Annotated in this window: 11 protein-coding genes and 2 tRNA genes; 3 read left to right on the top strand and 10 right to left on the bottom strand. The window is 71.5% G+C overall.

The window, feature by feature from the left end:
- The 5 genes from OG331_RS32965 to leuS form a co-directional block, all read right to left on the bottom strand.
- Entirely contained in the window at positions 1-2769 is a 2769-nt protein-coding gene (locus OG331_RS32965) for a ComEC/Rec2 family competence protein (RefSeq protein ID WP_406202910.1), read from the bottom strand.
- On the bottom strand, positions 2766-3617 hold the full coding sequence (locus OG331_RS32960; RefSeq protein WP_406210435.1) for a helix-hairpin-helix domain-containing protein: 852 nt from the start codon (positions 3615-3617) through the stop codon (positions 2766-2768). Before OG331_RS32960 ends, OG331_RS32965 begins: the two co-directional genes overlap by 4 nt.
- A gap of 488 nt (positions 3618-4105) precedes the next feature.
- On the bottom strand, positions 4106-4951 hold the full coding sequence (locus tag OG331_RS32955; protein ID WP_406202908.1) for a DegV family protein: 846 nt from the start codon (positions 4949-4951) through the stop codon (positions 4106-4108).
- Positions 4952-5043: 92 nt separating this feature from the next.
- Entirely contained in the window at positions 5044-5835 is a 792-nt protein-coding gene (locus tag OG331_RS32950) for a hypothetical protein (RefSeq protein ID WP_406202906.1), read from the bottom strand.
- A gap of 193 nt (positions 5836-6028) precedes the next feature.
- Complete coding sequence (leuS, locus tag OG331_RS32945) at positions 6029-8917, bottom strand: leucine--tRNA ligase (RefSeq protein ID WP_406202904.1); 2889 nt, start codon at positions 8915-8917, stop codon at positions 6029-6031.
- A gap of 470 nt (positions 8918-9387) precedes the next feature.
- On the opposite strand from leuS, the gene OG331_RS32940 reads away from it, so the two are divergent.
- Together OG331_RS32940 and OG331_RS32935 are read left to right on the top strand one after the other, a co-directional pair.
- Complete coding sequence (locus OG331_RS32940; protein WP_406202902.1) at positions 9388-10725, top strand: cytochrome b/b6 domain-containing protein; 1338 nt, start codon at positions 9388-9390, stop codon at positions 10723-10725.
- Positions 10722-12332, top strand: coding sequence for an NADH-ubiquinone oxidoreductase-F iron-sulfur binding region domain-containing protein (locus OG331_RS32935; protein ID WP_406202900.1), 1611 nt, complete (start codon positions 10722-10724; stop codon positions 12330-12332). Before OG331_RS32940 ends, OG331_RS32935 begins: the two co-directional genes overlap by 4 nt.
- Positions 12333-12466: 134 nt before the next feature.
- On the opposite strand, the gene OG331_RS32930 is transcribed toward OG331_RS32935, so the two are convergent.
- A tRNA-Ala gene (locus OG331_RS32930) sits at positions 12467-12539 on the bottom strand.
- Between the two features lie 138 nt (positions 12540-12677).
- Between OG331_RS32930 and OG331_RS32925 the strand changes: the two genes are divergently transcribed.
- A complete protein-coding gene (locus OG331_RS32925; RefSeq protein ID WP_406202898.1) occupies positions 12678-13907 on the top strand; it encodes a glycosyltransferase 87 family protein in 1230 nt (409 codons plus the stop codon).
- On the opposite strand, the gene OG331_RS32920 is transcribed toward OG331_RS32925, so the two are convergent.
- The 4 genes from OG331_RS32920 to rsfS form a co-directional block, all read right to left on the bottom strand.
- Positions 13886-14119, bottom strand: coding sequence for a hypothetical protein (locus OG331_RS32920; RefSeq protein ID WP_003976229.1), 234 nt, complete (start codon positions 14117-14119; stop codon positions 13886-13888). The genes OG331_RS32925 and OG331_RS32920 overlap by 22 nt on opposite strands.
- 439 nt (positions 14120-14558) lie before the next feature.
- Positions 14559-14631: transfer RNA gene (locus tag OG331_RS32915), tRNA-Ala, on the bottom strand.
- Between the two features lie 158 nt (positions 14632-14789).
- Positions 14790-15461 (bottom strand): histidine phosphatase family protein, encoded by a 672-nt coding sequence (locus tag OG331_RS32910; RefSeq protein WP_406202896.1) that lies wholly within the window; start codon positions 15459-15461, stop codon positions 14790-14792.
- Positions 15458-15904 carry a ribosome silencing factor gene (gene rsfS / locus OG331_RS32905; RefSeq protein WP_328881692.1) on the bottom strand — a complete coding sequence of 149 codons (447 nt, stop codon included), beginning with the start codon at positions 15902-15904 and terminating at the stop codon, positions 15458-15460. The genes OG331_RS32910 and rsfS overlap by 4 nt, the downstream gene beginning before the upstream one ends.
- Positions 15905-15949: the final 45 nt, after the last annotated feature.

The raw sequence follows: 15949 nt of genomic DNA, 5'->3' as shown, positions 1-15949 counted from the left end.
TCAGTCTCCCGCCACCCGCAGCTCCGCGCCCGTACCAGCGACCGCCAGCGCCCCGTCCTCGTCCGTCCGCAGCACCACGGCCCCCTGCGTCCGCAGCGCCGCGAGCGTGCTGGGAGCGGGATGGCCATACGGGTTGTCCTCACCACAGCTGATCAACGCCACCCGGGGCGCGGCCCGGCGTATGAGCTCCGGGTCCTGGTACGCCGAGCCGTGGTGGGCCACCTTGAGCACGTCCACGCCGCCCAGCAGCGCCCCAGCAGGCGATCTCAACAGCGCCCGCTGGGCCGGGGGTTCGAGATCCCCGAGCAGCAGGAGCCGCAGCCCGGCCGACCGGACGAGCAAGGTGACGCTGGCGTCGTTCGGACCCTCCGGGGCCATGGCCGGCAGTGACGGGTGGGCCGGCGGCGGCCACACCACCTGCCAGCTGAGGTCTCCGGTACTCCGCTCCTCCCCGGCGGCGGCCCGCGTCACGGGAATGTGCCGGGCGGCAGCCTCCCTGCGCACGAACTCCACCTGGTCCACTGGCGCTTCGTGCCCCGTCGTCCCGATCGCGCCCACCGCGCGACCGCGCAGGACGCCCGGCAGGCCCGCCACATGGTCGGCGTGGAAGTGGGTGAGCACGACGAGCGGAATCCTGGTGATCCCCAGCGTGCGCAGGCACCGGTCGACCAGCGTCGGATCGGGGCCGGCGTCCACGACCACACCCGTCCCCTCGCCCGCCGCGAGCACTGTGGCGTCGCCCTGCCCCACATCGCACATCGCGAACCGCCACCCGGGCGGCGGCCACCCCGTGACCACCCTGGTCAGCGGCGGCGGCTGCACCACCACCAGCAGGAGCAGCGCCCCGCAGACAGCGCACCACCAGGGGTGCCGCAGCAGCCGCCGACCGGCGAGCAGGGCGACCACCGTGGCGAGGGCCAGCAGCGCCGCACCCGTCCAGCTGCCGGGCCAGTCCACGCCCGCGCCGGGCAGCGCGGCGCCCGTCCGGGCGACGTCCGCGATCCAGCCGGTCGGCCAACCCGCGCACCAGGCCAGTACCTTGGCCACCGGCATCGCCAACGGCGCCGTCGCCAGTGCCGCGAAGCCCAGCACCGTCGCCGGTGCGATCGCGAACTCCGCGAGCAGATTGCACGGCACCGCCACCAGGCTCACCCGGGCCGACAGCACCGCCACGACCGGCGCGCACAGCGCCTGCGCGGCAGCCGCGGCCGCCAGCGCCTCGGCCGGCCTCGGCGGCACCCCGCGCCGCCGCAACGCCGCGCTCCAGCGGGGCGCGAGGGTGAGCAGGGCACCCGTGGCCAGGACGGAGAGCAGGAAGCCGTAACTGCGGGCCAGCCACGGGTCGTACAGCACCAGCAGCAATACGGCCGTCGCCAGCGCCGGGATCAGAGTCCTACGGCGTCCGGTCGCCAGGGCGAGCAGCGCGACGGCCCCGCACGCCGCGGCCCGCAGCACGCTGGGGTCCGGCCGGCACACGACGACGAACGCGAGGGTGAGTGCCCCACCGAGCAGTGCGGTCGTCCGCAGGGAGATGCCCAGGCGGGGCGCGAGGCCACGGCGCTCGGCGAGCTGTGCGAGGCCCGGCGGGCCGATGAGCAGAGCGAGGATGATCGTGAGGTTGCTGCCGGAGACGGCGAGCGTGTGCGCGAGGTCGGTCTCCTTGAACGCCTCGTCCAGCTCCGGGGTGATCCGGGAGGTGTCCCCCACGACCAGCCCCGGCAGCAGCGCCCGTGCATCCGCCGGCAAGCTGTCGGTGGCCTCCCGCAGCCCGGCCCGCAACCGCCCCGCCAGCCGCTGCGCCCCCGACGGCTCCCCGACGACCTCCGGCACCGCCGGGTCCCGCACCCGCAGCACGGCCGCGACCCGGTCCCCGTCCGTGAGGGCGGGCGCGAGCCGTGCGGTCACCCGCAGCCGGGTGGAGGGGAGAAGGTTCAGCCAGGGAGAACGCCGGGCGCCGGAGGACTGCGACGCCCCTTCGCCGTCACCGGACGGCCCCCACCCGGCGTCGACGATCATCAGCACCGGCGCCCGCGTCACCACCGCCGAGCCGTCCGCGTCCTCGACGCGTCGTACATCCGCGTTGATCAGCACGGAGGCCGGCGCCATGTGATCCCCTCTGACCCGGGGCCGGGTGAGCCGGGGATCGGAGCTGACCTCGACCTCGGCGGTCACGGTGGCGTACTCCCGCGCCAGCTCGGGCACCGGCCCACGCCGTAGGTCGGCGCCGTGCAACCCGGCGGAGACGGCCGCCGCGGCGACACAGAGCAGGACGGCGGCGACCGAGGTTCGCGGCCGGCTGATGCGCCCCGGCGCGGTGCCCGGCCTGTGCGGCCGGGTGGGCTGCCTCAGTGGGGAATCCGGCACGGAACCGGTCCGGCGCCTGGGCGCTGTCAGACGCCCTGGCCTGGCCGCACCGCCATCGCCGCCCCCATCATCGGCGAGCCCGCTCTCAGTGACCCAGCCACCGGTAAGCCCGCCTTCACCGCCCCTGCCACCGGTAATCCGGCCTTCAACGCCGCCCCTGCCTCGCCGCACCAGCAGCAGCACGCCTGCCGCAAGCAGACAGACAACCGCCGCCGCGACCGCCCACCCCTCAGGGGCGCCCAGCATCAGTGCCGCCGTCGCCCAGGCGGCGAGTGCGGGTGGGACGAGTCGGAGGTCCGTCGGTCCTTCCTTACGGGGGTGGGAGGCACCGAGCCTGCTCCCGGACGCGGCGTGGACGGCAGCGCGGGAGGGCGCGAGGTCGGGTGTACGAACGTCGTGGGTCATGGCCGTACGAGATTCCGCAGATCGGCGAAGCGGCGGTCACCGATGCCGTTGACCTCACGCAGCTCGTCCACCGAGCGGAAGCCGCCGTGCTGGGTGCGGTAGTCGATGATGTGCTGGGCCAGGACCGGGCCGACGCCCGGGAGGGTGTCGAGCTGGTCCACGGTGGCTGTGCTGAGAGGGACCGGTGCGCCGGGTGCCGCCCCCGAGACCGCCGCACCGCCCGTGCCCGTACCCGGAGCGGGTCCCGGCACGGCGGCCGGACCGCCGACGATCACCTGCTCGCCGTCCACCAGGAACCGAGCCCGGTTGAGGCTGTCGGTTTTCGTGCCGGGACGAACACCGCCGGCCGCGCGCAGGGCGTCGGCGACCCGCGAGCCCGCGGGCAGGCGGTGGATGCCCGGTTCGCGCACCTTTCCGCTGACGTCCACGACGATCTCGGCCACCGCTGTGGCTCCAGCCCCGGACGCACCGACCGCCGCCGACCCACTCGACCCGCTCGCCCCTCCCTGCGGCTGTCCTCCCTGCGGCTGTCCTCCTTGCGACTCTCCCCCGTACGAGGCCGCTGCCCGCACCACCTCCGGCGCGCGCACGGACTGCGCCCGCCCGGCCCAGAAGTGCTGTACGGCGAACCCGGCGGCAAGGACGAGCACCACGGTGAGCGCGACCACGCTCCGCCGCTCCAGCCCACACCTCGCCTGCAACCACACCGGCATCCGCTCCCGCAAAGCCAGCCCGGCCCGCGCCCGCCACTCCCCGACACCGGCACCGGCACCGGCCTCGCCACCACCCCCGTCAACCACGACGGCAGCCGCGCCACCAGCCCCCTCACTCGCGCCGGCTTCCCGCATGTCCGCGCCCAGCGCCCCATTGCCGCCCGGGACATCGGAGCCCACCAGCCCCTCGGCACGCGGAACATCGGAGCCGCGCAGCCCATCAGCGCGCGGGACAACGGCGCCCAGCGGCCCACCAGCCCCCTCATCCACGCCCCCACCCGTCGGCGGCCCCGCCCCCGACTCCCCCCACTCCCCGGCCCGTTCGGCGAAAATCACCTCCGCCCTGCGCCGCAGCTCCTCCGCCGCTCGCGCGGACGCATGGCGCGGCCGTGTCCGCCCCGGGGCATGCATGGGTCGCCGTCGGCGGGTGCGGACGTCGGAGTGAGGGCCTCGGCCCGGGCCGCTGGTTGCCGTCGTGGTGCGTGTACGTGATCGAAGTGCCATGCGACGAGGATCGGACACCTCGGCACACTCGCGATGATCTTGCTCAATTCCCGGGGATTACCGGCGAGTTGTGGATAACTCCGCCACCCACACGGGTGAGTCACTCGCCAAAAGGGCCGTCACCGCGGCGAAACCACAACCCCCAACAACCCAGGCCCGGTGTGCGCCCCGATAACCGCCCCGACCTCGCTCACATGCAGATCGGACAGCCCAGGCACCCGCGCCCGCAAACGTTCCGCCAGTGCCGACGCCCGGTCGGGGGCGGCGAGATGGTGCACCGCGATGTCGACCTGCGCGCTGCCCGCCCGGTCGGCTGCGATCTCCTCGAGGCGGGCGATCGCCTTGGAAGCCGTCCGTACCTTCTCCAGCGGGCCGATCCGGCCGCCCTCCAGCTGCAACAGCGGCTTCACCGCGAGCGCGGAGCCCAACAGCGCCTGCGCGGCGCCGATGCGGCCGCCGCGGCGCAGATAGTCGAGGGTGTCGACGTAGAAGTAGGCGGCCGTGGCCCCGGCCCGTTTCTCCGCGGCGGTGACGGCCTCGTCCACCGTGCCGCCCGTCTCCGCCGCCTCGGCCGCTGCGAGCGCGCAGAAGCCGAGCGCCATGGCGACCATCCCGGTGTCCACCACCCGCACCGGTACCGGTGCCTCGCGGGCAGCGAGGACCGCCGCGTCGTAGGTGCCGGAGAGCTCGGCGGACAGGTGCAGGGAGACGATGCCGGTGGCGCCCGCCTCGGCGACCTTGCGGTAGTGCTCCGCGAAGACCTCGGGGCTGGGACGCGAGGTGGTGACAGGGCGTCGCTTCTGCAACGCCTGGGCGAGGGATCGGGTCGAGATCTCGGTGCCCTCGTCCAACGCCTGACCGCCGACGACCACGGTCAGGGGCACCGCGGTGATGCCGTGGCGCTCCATCGTCCGCTGCGGCAGGTAGGCCGTTGAATCAGTGACGATCGCGACATGGCGGGACATGAGCTGGAGGTTACCTGGCGTAGCGCGCGGGCGGCAGCCCGACCCCGCTCACCTGGGAATGCCTTGACCGATCAGCGCGGGCGCAGCCGGGCTCAAGTCGTGCTCTCGGGACGGGGTTTCTTCTGCCAGGGGTACGTCGGGCGCGGGGCTGCCGGGCTGATGGCGGGCCGGGTGGGCTCCTCGGCCCGCTGCGACTGAGGCGTGTCCGGCCAGGTCTGCTCGGCCGTCCCGGCGGCCTCGGTGGCCGGGGCCTCCGGCCACGGGGGCGGCGTGGCCGCCGGGCCTTCCGACGGCGGCGTCGACGAGGAGGAAGGAGAAGAGGACGAGGAGGAGGACTCCGTGGTCTGCCAGTGCCGCAGGGCGCCGGCCTCCAGGTCGATCTGCTCGCTGAGGGTGTCCAGGTCGTCGGCGGCGAAGCGGCGGGCCCGGTCGCGGGCCGCCCAGCGCAGCGCGTCCGCCGACTGGACGACGCGCTCGGTGCGCTCGCGCAGGTCGGGCAGGCGCTTTGCGAGGGTCGCCCGGTCCGGTTCGGACTCCAGGCGTCGCATCTCGGCGTCCAGTTCGTGCCCGTGCGCGCTGAGGCGTTGGAAGAGGCCGAGGGACTCCTTGAGAGACTCGTCCTCGGTCACGCCCGCGTGCAGCGCGTCCTGGGTGGCGCGCATGGAGGTGCGCAGCTTCAGCCGCAGCTGGGCGAGCTCGCCGGCGGCGCCCGGCTGGGCGAAGGACTTGGCCCGCAGGGTGCCGTCCTCGACCGTGCGCCGGGCGTGGGTGATGGTCTCGTCCACGCGGCGCTTGGCAGCCCCGACCACCTTCACCGTGGCGTACGCGCCGAGCACGACAAAGAGCACGAAAAGCAGGGCGACGACTGCGATCACTGCTTCCACGAGCTCCTCCTCCGACCGGTCGCGGCACACACCGCGTCACTCTTCAACGGTAAACGCAGCAGGCAGACCCGGAGTTCCAGAAGAACCCCGAACCTGCCCGTAGGGGATCGCCCCGAGCCCACATCAGACCCGGCCGAACCACCGAATCGCCGCGCCAATGCCGAGGCACCTGCGCCTACGCCTACGCCTACCCCTACGCCGGAACGATGTTCACCAGCTTCGGCGCCCGCACGATCACCTTGCGGATCCCGGCGCCGTCCAGCGCCGCCACGACCTTCTCGTCGGACAGCGCGACCTTCTCCAGCTCCTCGTCGGAGATCGCCGGCGAGACCTCCAGGCGGGCCTTGACCTTGCCCTTGATCTGCACGACGCAGGTCACGGTCTCGTCGACGACGTACGCCGGGTCGGCGACCGGGAAGTCGCGGTGCACCACCGAGTCGGTGTGCCCCAGCTTGCGCCACAGCTCCTCGGCGATGTGCGGGGCCAGCGGCGCGGCCATCAGCACCAGCGACTCGGCGACCGAGCGCGGTACCGCGCCGCCCGCCTTCGTCAGGTGGTTGTTCAGCTCCGTGACCTTGGCAATGGCGGTGTTGAACCGCATGCCTTCCAAGTCACCGCGCACCCCGTCGATCGCCTTGTGCAGCGCACGCAGCGTGTCCTCGTCGGGCTCGGCGTCCACCACCGTCACGTCACCGGTCGTCTCGTCGACGACGTTGCGCCACAGCCGCTGCAGCAGCCGGAACTGGCCGACCACCGCGCGCGTGTCCCACGGCCGGGACACGTCCAGCGGTCCCATCGCCATCTCGTACAGACGCAGCGTGTCGGCGCCGTACTCGGCGCAGATCTCGTCCGGAGTGACCGCGTTCTTCAGGGACTTGCCCATCTTGCCCAGCAGCCGGGAGACCTTCTCGCCCTGGTAGTAGTAGGCGCCGTCGCGCTCCTCCACCTCGGCGGCCGGGACCGCGATGCCGCGGCTGTCGCGGTACACGTAGGCCTGGATCATGCCCTGGTTGAACAGCTTGTGGAACGGCTCCGCGGAGGAGACGTACCCCAGGTCGAACAGGACCTTGGACCAGAAGCGGGCGTACAGCAGGTGCAGCACGGCGTGCTCGGCGCCGCCGACGTACAGGTCGACACCGCCGTGCGGCTGGCCCTCGCGCGGACCCATCCAGTACTGCTCGATCTCGGGGTCGACCAGCTTCTCGCTGTTGTGCGGGTCCAGGTAGCGCAGCTCGTACCAGCAGGAACCGGCCCAGTTGGGCATGGTGTTGGTCTCGCGCCGGTACGGGCGAGGACCGCGGCCGTCGCCCAGGTCCAGCGTGACGTTGACCCAGTCCTCGTTGCGCGACAGCGGCGTCTCGGGCTGGGTGTCGGCGTCGTCCGGGTCGAACGTGCGCGGCGAGTAGTCCTCGACCTCGGGCAGCTCCAGCGGCAGCATCGACTCGGGCAGCGCGTGGGCGATGCCGTCCTCGTCGTACACGATCGGGAAGGGCTCGCCCCAGTAGCGCTGGCGGCTGAACAGCCAGTCACGCAGCCGGAAGTTGACGGTGCCCTCGCCGACACCGGACCGCTCCAGCCACTCGGTGATGCACGCCTTGGCCTCGGCGACGCCCAGTCCGTCCAGGGAGATGTCGTCGTTGGAGGAGTTGATGATCTTCGCGTCGTACGACCCGAAGGCGTCCTCCCACGTCGAGGTGTCCGTGCCCCGCCCGTCCGTCGGCTCGACGATGCAGACGATCGGCAGCTCGAAGGCGCGCGCGAACTCGAAGTCGCGCTGGTCACCCGCTGGAACGGCCATGATCGCGCCGGTGCCGTAGCCCATCAGGACGTAGTCGGCGATGAAGACCGGGACCTGCTCGCCGTTGACCGGGTTGGTCGCGTACGAGCCGATGAAGACGCCCGTCTTGTCCTTGGCCTCGGCCTGGCGCTCGACGTCGGACTTGGAGGCGGCCTGCGCGCGGTAGGCGGCGACGGCCTCGGCCGGGGTCGCGTGACCGCCGGTCCACACGTCGTGCGTGCCCTCGGGCCAGGCGTCCGGGGTGAACTTCTCGACCAGCGGGTGCTCGGGCGCCAGCACCATGTAGCTCGCGCCGAACAGGGTGTCGGGGCGCGTGGTGAAGACCGTGATGCGCTCGCCGTCCACGGGGAAGTCGACGCGGGCACCCTCGGAGCGCCCGATCCAGTTGCGCTGCTGCAGCTTGATGGCCTCGGGCCAGTCCAGCTCGTCCAGGTCGTCCAGCAGCCGGTCGGCGTAGGCGGTGATCCGCATGTTCCACTGGCGCAGCTTGGCCTTGAAGACGGGGAAGTTGCCGCGCTCGGAGCGGCCGTCGGCGGTGACCTCCTCGTTGGCCAGCACGGTACCCAGGCCGGGGCACCAGTTGACCGGCGCGTCGGAGGCGTACGCCAGCCGGTACTCGCCCAGGACGTCGGCGCGCTCGGCGACGCTCAGCTCGCTCCACGCCCGCGTGCCGCCGTCAGCGCTCGGTACGGCGCGCTCGCCGGACTCGAACAGGGCGATCAGCTCGGAGATCGGACGGGCCTTCTTCGCCTCGTCGTCGTACCAGGAGTTGAAGATCTGCAGGAAGATCCACTGGGTCCACTTGTAGTAGTCCGGGTCGATCGTGGCGAACGACCGGCGCTTGTCGTGGCCCAGGCCCAGCCGGCGCAGCTGGATCTGCATGTTCTTGATGTTGGCCTCGGTGGACACACGCGGGTGCGTGCCGGTCTGCACGGCGTACTGCTCGGCGGGCAGGCCGAAGGCGTCGAAGCCCAGGGTGTGCAGGACGTTGTGGCCGGTCATGCGCTGGAAGCGCGCGAAGACGTCGGTGGCGATGTAGCCCAGCGGGTGCCCGACGTGCAGGCCCGCTCCGGAGGGGTACGGGAACATGTCCATGATGAACTTCTTGGGCTTGGCGACCAGCTCGGGGTCGCCCGCCAGGTCACCCTTGGGGTTCGGCGCCGCGTACGTGCCCTCGACGTCCCAGAAGTCCTGCCAGCGTGCCTCGATCTCGGCCGCCATGGCGGCCGTGTAGCGGTGCGGCGCGGCCACCTCGGCGGTGGCAGCGGGGTTCGTCTCGCTCATGATCCTCAAAGCTCCATCGATCGTCTCTGCAAGCGGCTGCGGTTCTCCGGAAACGAAAAATCCCCTCGCACAGGAGGGGACGCCGCGCCGATTCCGACCATCCGATTCGCCCGGCGGTCGGGACTGATCAGCGCGGCCCGCTAAGCAGAAGGCGTACGGCACGCATGGCGTCAGGGTACCGCAGCGCCCGAGCCGGTCGCGACGGACTTCCAGTGGGGGGCGCGAGGGGCTTCTTATAGGGGGCGCGCGTGAACATCGGCGCCCCGAGTTCCGTACCTGAAAGTTGTGAAGACCTCGAAAAGTTGAACAACGCTCAACTGTTACCTGGCGTAACAGTCGCTAAGGGACAACACACGCCCCTCGCAGCCCGTAGATAACAACGCAATAACTCAAACGCCGTACCCCCCGGTATGGAGCCACTTAGAGTGCGGCAACGGGACCGCCTTCCCGAACCGCTCGGAGTTGCCCCCATGAACCCTCGTCGTAGTAACAGTTCGCTCCCCAGGACGGGCCGTTCGGCCTATGGGGTGGCGACCGCTGCTGTTCTGCTGCTCATACCCCTGGTCGTGCTGCTCGGCGGCACCTGGCTCCAGGAGTTCCTCAACTTCGGTGCCGGCGTCCTGTCACTCGTCTGCCTCACCTGCTCGGTGATCTGGGGCCTCGTCGCCCAGGACCGGATGATCCTCAACACCCGTCAGCGGATCATCGCGCAGGGCATCCACCGGGTGACCGCCGTGGCCTCGATCGCGTTCCTCATGGTGCACATCGGCGTCAAACTGGCGCTGGACCACGCCACCCCGATCGCCGCGCTGATCCCCTTCAGCCTGGTGTTCGCCGGTGGCAGCGAGATCCCGGGCAGCGCCTTCCTCATCGGCCTGGGCTCCCTGGCCGCCCTCCTCATGGTCTTCGTGGGCGTCACCGGCGCACTGCGCAACCAGTTCGCCTCCCCGGCGCCGGTCGCCGCCCGCTGGCGCATGATGCACATGCTGGCTTACCCGGCCTGGTGCGCCGCCCTGATCCACGGCCTGTTCGCCGGCCGCCCGGCGAAGACGTTCTTCATGGTCTGCTACGAGCTCTGCGTCGTCGCCGTCGCCGCCGCCCTCGCACTGCGCGCCGCCCCCCGCCCCGTCAAGCGCAAGGTCGCCGACCGGATCGCCGAGTTCATCGGCCGCGACGAGTCGGCGGGCCGCGAGGACCTGGAGGAGAGCCGAGCGAGGGCGGCGTCCGGCTCCTCGCTGCCGGGCTACGACAACCAGCGCCCGCCACGACGCTCGCGCGACGAGCGCCCCGGCCCCCTGCCCGGCATGCCCTCCCAGGCCCCCTCGGCCGCGGAGACCACGGGCGGTTTCGCCGCCGCCTACCGCGCCGTCTCACCCCGCTCCGGCGGGCAACAGCCCTATGCGGCCGACCAGACCGCACGCATGGACCTGCCCCTGGACATGCAGGCGACGGAGGCGATCCCGCGCGTGGACGGCGGCGGCAGCACGTCGGGCAGCTGGCCGATCCCGTCCCCACCGCCGGTCGGCGAGGCACCCCCGTCGTCGTACGACCCGCTCAACGACACCGGATACAACATCCCCGTCTACGACAATTCAGGCACCCCGGGCTATGGCGCGGGGGCTTCGGGCTACGGCGCGAGTGATGTGTACGACACCGCTGAGACAAACGCCGTCTTCGGTACGTACAACCAGAACGACACGTACAACAACAGCGGTCCCGCCACTGAAACTTTCCCCGGTGCCTCCTACGACTTCGACGCACCGGGTTCGGGCGAACCTTGGAACACGCCTTCCGGAGGCTTTAAGTGAACGAGGCCCTGCCCGACGTACCAGAAGTCCGTGTAGTCGGACTTCCCCAGCTCACGTCGGGCTTCGACCTTGTCGAGAGACTCGATCTGCCCATGCATCTCAAGGTGCACGGGCCGCTCGAACCGATGGGCGGCGAGCAACTCGCGAAGCTCGCCGAGAACATCAACCTGAAGGGCCGCGGCGGCGCGGGCTTCCCCTTCCACAGGAAGCTGCGCACGGTCGCCGAGGCCGCGATCAAGCGCGGGGTGCGGCCGGTCGTCGTCGTCAACGGCAGTGAGGACGAACCGGCCTGCCGCAAGGACACGGTGATGATCAACCGCGCCCCGCATCTCATCCTGGACGGCGCGCTGCTGTGCGCCGAGGCCATGGGTGCCCGCACGCTCGTGGTGGCGGTCACCCGGGAGTCCACCCAGCGCTCCATGGAGGCAGCCCTCGCCGAACGCGGCCTCAGCAACAGCCGTCGCTCCGCGTTGCGCGCGTTCGTCCAGCGCAACCCCGTGCGCATGGTCACCGGCGCCGCGGCGTCCGTGATCCGCTCCATCGACGGCGGCCCGGCGATCCCGTCCGGCCGCAAGGTCAGCGCCTCGCAGAGCGGCGTCGGCGGCGCCCCCACCCTGCTGTCCAACGCCGAGACGTTCGCGCAGCTCGCGATCGCCGCCCGCATCGGCCCGGAGCGCTACGGCAACACCGGCCTGTACGACGAGCCGGGCACCGTCATGCTCACCGTCTCCGGCGCGGTGGCCCGCCCGATGGTCATCGAGGTCCCCACGGGCGTGCCGCTGCGCTACGTCCTCCAGCTCGCGGGCGCTCCGCCCGTCCCGCAGGGCGTACTGACCGGCGGCTACCACGGCAAGTGGATCGACGCGGCGACGGTCAACGAGGCGATCGTCTCGCGCAACTCCCTGGACGCGGTGGGCGGCGCGCTCGGCGCCGGCGCGATCCTGCCGATCACTCAGGAGACCTGCCCGCTGGGCGAGTCGCTGCGCGTGGCGCAGTGGCTGGCCGAGGAGAGCGCGGGTCAGTGCGGCCCCTGCTACCTCGGTCTGCCGGCCGCCGCGCGCGGCCTGGAGGACATCCTCAACGGCGGCGGCCCGGCCGCCCTGGAGGCGCTCAAGCAGGTCGCCAAGAACGTGAAGCGGCGTGGCGCGTGCTCGCACCCCGACGGCTCCGCGATGTTCCTGGAGTCGACCATCAAGGCGTTCACGGACGACCTCGCGGCGCATGTCCTCGGCAACGGCTGCGGACGGCCCGTGGAGGGCGTTCTGCCGCTCTTCGAGGGCGGCATGGGCCCGACGGGCATCCCGGGCGGCGCCGAGGCGGAGGAGAACGGCCCCAGCCGTCAGAAGATCTACGTCGACTGGACGCTGTGCCGCGGCCACGGTCTGTGCGCGGACATCCTCCCGGAGGTCTTCCAACTGGGCGCCGACGGCTTCCCCACCGTCGCCCAGGCGAAGGTGCCTCGCTACGCCGAGGCCAAGGCCCTGCGCGCGGTACGCCGTTGCCCGGCCCTCGCCCTGCGTCTGGAGGAGGACACCCGCGCGCAGGAGTCGTCCCGCAACCTGCCGGTCCTCTCCCAGGGCCGCGGCAGGCGGGCGCTGGGCCGCTGAAGCAGGGCACGCACGCGTAGAGGGGCCGTCCGCACCGGACGGCCCCTCGTTCGCGCAGTCCCGGAGCACACAAAGCAGTCCCGGAGCACACAAAAAGATCCCGCCGGATCGAACCGATCCGGCGGGATCTGCTGTGGAGCTAAGGAGAATTGAACTCCTGACCTCCTGCATGCCATGCAGGCGCTCTACCAACTGAGCTATAGCCCCTTGCGACCAACCGGCGGAGCCGCGATCTTGGCTGCGGCGCCCGGCTTCCCCGGCGGCGACGCCAACATTACCGGTCGACCTCGTGCAGCACCAAATCGTTTCCGACCCAGATCAGTACGACCACTAATGTCATACTTCGTGACCGCGATCGCACCCTCCGCCGTCCGCCGCCGAGCGCCGGTCGCCGCGGGTGCCTGCCTGGTCTCCTTCGCCGCGTTCTGGATGGCCCAGCGGGCCGCGCACGTCTCGATGGTCGACCTGATGGTGTACCGGGCCGAGGGCGCGACCGTACGCGCGGGAGGCGACCTGTACGCGCTGCGGGCGACGACCGCGCGACTGCCCGCCACCTACCCGCCGTTCGCGGCCCTGCTGTTCACTCCGCTGACACTCCTGGGCACGGCGACGATGCGCACCCTGGCGACGGCCGGGAACCTCGCACTTCTCGTGGTGTTCGTACGGCAATCCCTGCGCCTGGTCGGGCACGCGCGCGTGGAGAGCGTCTGTTGGGTCGCGGCGGTGGCTGTCTGGTGCGAGCCGGTGTGGACGACGCTGCGGTACGGGCAGATCAACCTGCTGCTCGCCGTCCTGGTGCTGTGGGATCTGTCACGCCGTCCGGAGAACCGCTGGGCCGGCATCGGGATCGGGCTCGCGGCGGCCGTGAAGCTGACGCCCGCCCTGTTCGCGGTGGTCCTGCTCCTGGCCGGTGTCGTGGCCCGACGCCGGCACGGCTGCGGCGCCCCCTGGCTGCGGCACGCGCGTGTGGCAGCCGCCTCGTTCGCCGGGGCGACCCTGGTGGCCGCGGCTGTACTGCCGTACGACTCCTGGCGTTTCTGGACCCGCGTCGTGTTCGCGGCCGGGCGCGTGGGGCGCGCCGAGGACACCGCGAATCAGGCCCTGCGCGGCGTTCTCGCGCGGCAGCTGCACACTCCGGAGCCCGGGGCCGCCTGGGTGCTCACGGCGGCCGTGGTGGGCGCGACAGGGCTCGGCGTGGCGGTCGCGGCGGAGTTGCGCGGAGAGCGGGCCCGGGCGGTGACCGTCTGCGCGGTGACGGCGCTGCTCGTCAGCCCGGTGTCCTGGTCGCACCACTGGGTGTGGTGCGTGCCGGTGACCCTGCTCCTCGGCACGCACGCGTACCGGCCCGCCGCCCTCGGCATGCTGCTCGTCTTCTCGTCGTACGCGCTGTGGTGGGTGCCGCACGGTCCGGGGCGGCATGAACTGCACCAAAACGGCATCGAGTTAATGATGTCCGCTCTTTACGGGACGGCCGGGTGTCTCTTCCTCGTGATCGCCGGGGTCGGCGTCAGGACACTCAGGAGCCCCGGCCGCGGTCATGCCGTGACAGCCGGTCAAGCCGTGACGAAGGAATAGAAGCGCTTGAGCGTGCAGTGCTCTTCGAGGAGACGGCCGTAGATCGGTTCGCCCTCGAGTTCACGGTAGGTCTCGATCGGGTCGCCTTTTATGATCAGCGCCCGCGCGCATTCCTCGCACCAGTACTGGTAGTCGGGGTTCACCGGTTCCATGTCACGGACGATCGGCGTTCCGCTGCCGCACCAGTCGCACTTTCGCCTGTGTGCACCCATCGATCAGCTCCAGCTGTGGCCGCAGGCCGTGCACACGTAGGAAATTCCGCCATTGTCCCCCAAGAGCTGGGCGACGTGGGCGGAGCCGCAGGAAGGACAGCTGAGGCGGGTGATCGTATCCCGTGCCAACGCTGCTTCGGAGAGGCCACCGGCCTCTCCGAAGATGCTCGCAGGCATCGCAACTCCCTCCCGTCGGGCCGCGCCCCCTTCCGGCCGTTTGATTCTGCCACGGCCGGACCAATACGGTCAGCGACGCCTCAGTACCAGTCCGGACACGGCAGCCTCCGCGGCCGAACGAAGCGTGCGAACACGCACCCCAAAGCGCCTCTTGAGAGGTATACGCCTGCGAGGCCCAAGTGACTCAAGACGGACCCGAACAGTTCGGATACCAGAAGATCCCGCCGATCGAAGCGATCGGCGGGATCTTGTTGTCTCACTGTGGAGCTAAGGAGAATTGAACTCCTGACCTCCTGCATGCCATGCAGGCGCTCTACCAACTGAGCTATAGCCCCTTGTGCCACGCGGGCGAACCGCAGTGGTCTTTCGCCCCGCTCGGCGGGGCGAACAAGAAGAACTTTAGCCTGCGACCTGCCGGAAAGTGAAATCCGGGTCCCGGGCCGTCCCGGCCGGGACGGCCGGCGTCAGTCGTCCTCGGCTCAGTCGCCTCGGCTCAGTCGTCGTCGCCGAGCACCGGCTCCGGCAGGGTGCCGGCGTTGTGCTCCAGCAGACGCCAGCCGCGGGCGCCCTCACCCAGGACGGACCAGCAGCAGTTGGTCAGGCCGCCGAGGCTCTCCCAGTGCCTGGGCTCCAGGCCGAGGAGGCGCCCGATGGTCGTACGGATCGTGCCGCCGTGGCTGACCACGACGAGCGTGCCGTCCTCCGGGAGCTTCTCGGCATGCCGGAGCACCACGGGCGCGGCGCGGTCGGCGACCTCGGTCTCCAGCTCGCCGCCGCCGCGGCGCACCGGCTCACCGCGCTTCCACGCCGCGTACTCCTCGCCGTACCGGGCGATGATCTCCTCGTGCGTCAGGCCCTGCCAGACGCCCGCGTAGGTCTCCCGCAGGGCCTCGTCGTGCATGACCTCCAGGCCGGCGAGCGTGGCCAGCTCGGCGGCCGTGTGTGCGGCGCGCTGAAGGTCGGAGGCGATGATCGCGTCGGGCTTGAGACCCGCGAGCAGCCGGGCGGCGCGGCGGGCCTGGGAGATGCCGGCCTCGGTGAGCGGGACGTCCGTGGAGCCCTGGAAGCGGCGCTCCACGTTCCAGGAGGTCTGGCCGTGCCGCCAGAGGATGACGCGGCGGCCGCGGCCGGGCCGGCCCGCGGCCACCTCGCCGGTGGCACTCATCGCCACTCACCGCCCAGCTCGGCCGCCTCCTCGGCGGCCTGGTGCTTCGCGTGCTCGGCGGCCTTGCCGCGGGTGGCCTTGGCGTCCTCGGGCAGCTCCAGCTCGGGGCAGTCCTTCCACAGCCGCTCCAGGGCGTAGAAGACGCGCTCCTCGCTGTGCTGGACGTGGACGACGATGTCGACGTAGTCGAGCAGCACCCAGCGGGCTTCGCGGTCGCCCTCGCGGCGCACCGGCTTGACGCCGAGCTCCTTCTGGAGCCGCTCCTCGATCTCGTCGACGATCGACTTGACCTGGCGGTCGTTGGGCGCGGAGGCCAGCAGGAAGGCGTCCGTGATCGACAGCACGTCGCTGACGTCGTAGGCGATGATGTCGTGCGCGAGCTTGTCGGCGGCTGCCTGGGCGGCGGTGTTGACGAGCTCGAGGGAACGGTCGGTAGCGGTCACTACAAGGCTTTCGGTCGGCGGACACTTGACATCAAGGGTCTCACG

Source organism: Streptomyces sp. NBC_01017, assembly GCF_045162795.1.
In the GTDB taxonomy this organism is placed as follows: domain Bacteria; phylum Actinomycetota; class Actinomycetes; order Streptomycetales; family Streptomycetaceae; genus Streptomyces; species Streptomyces machairae.
This window is presented reverse-complemented; position numbering and strand designations above follow the sequence as displayed.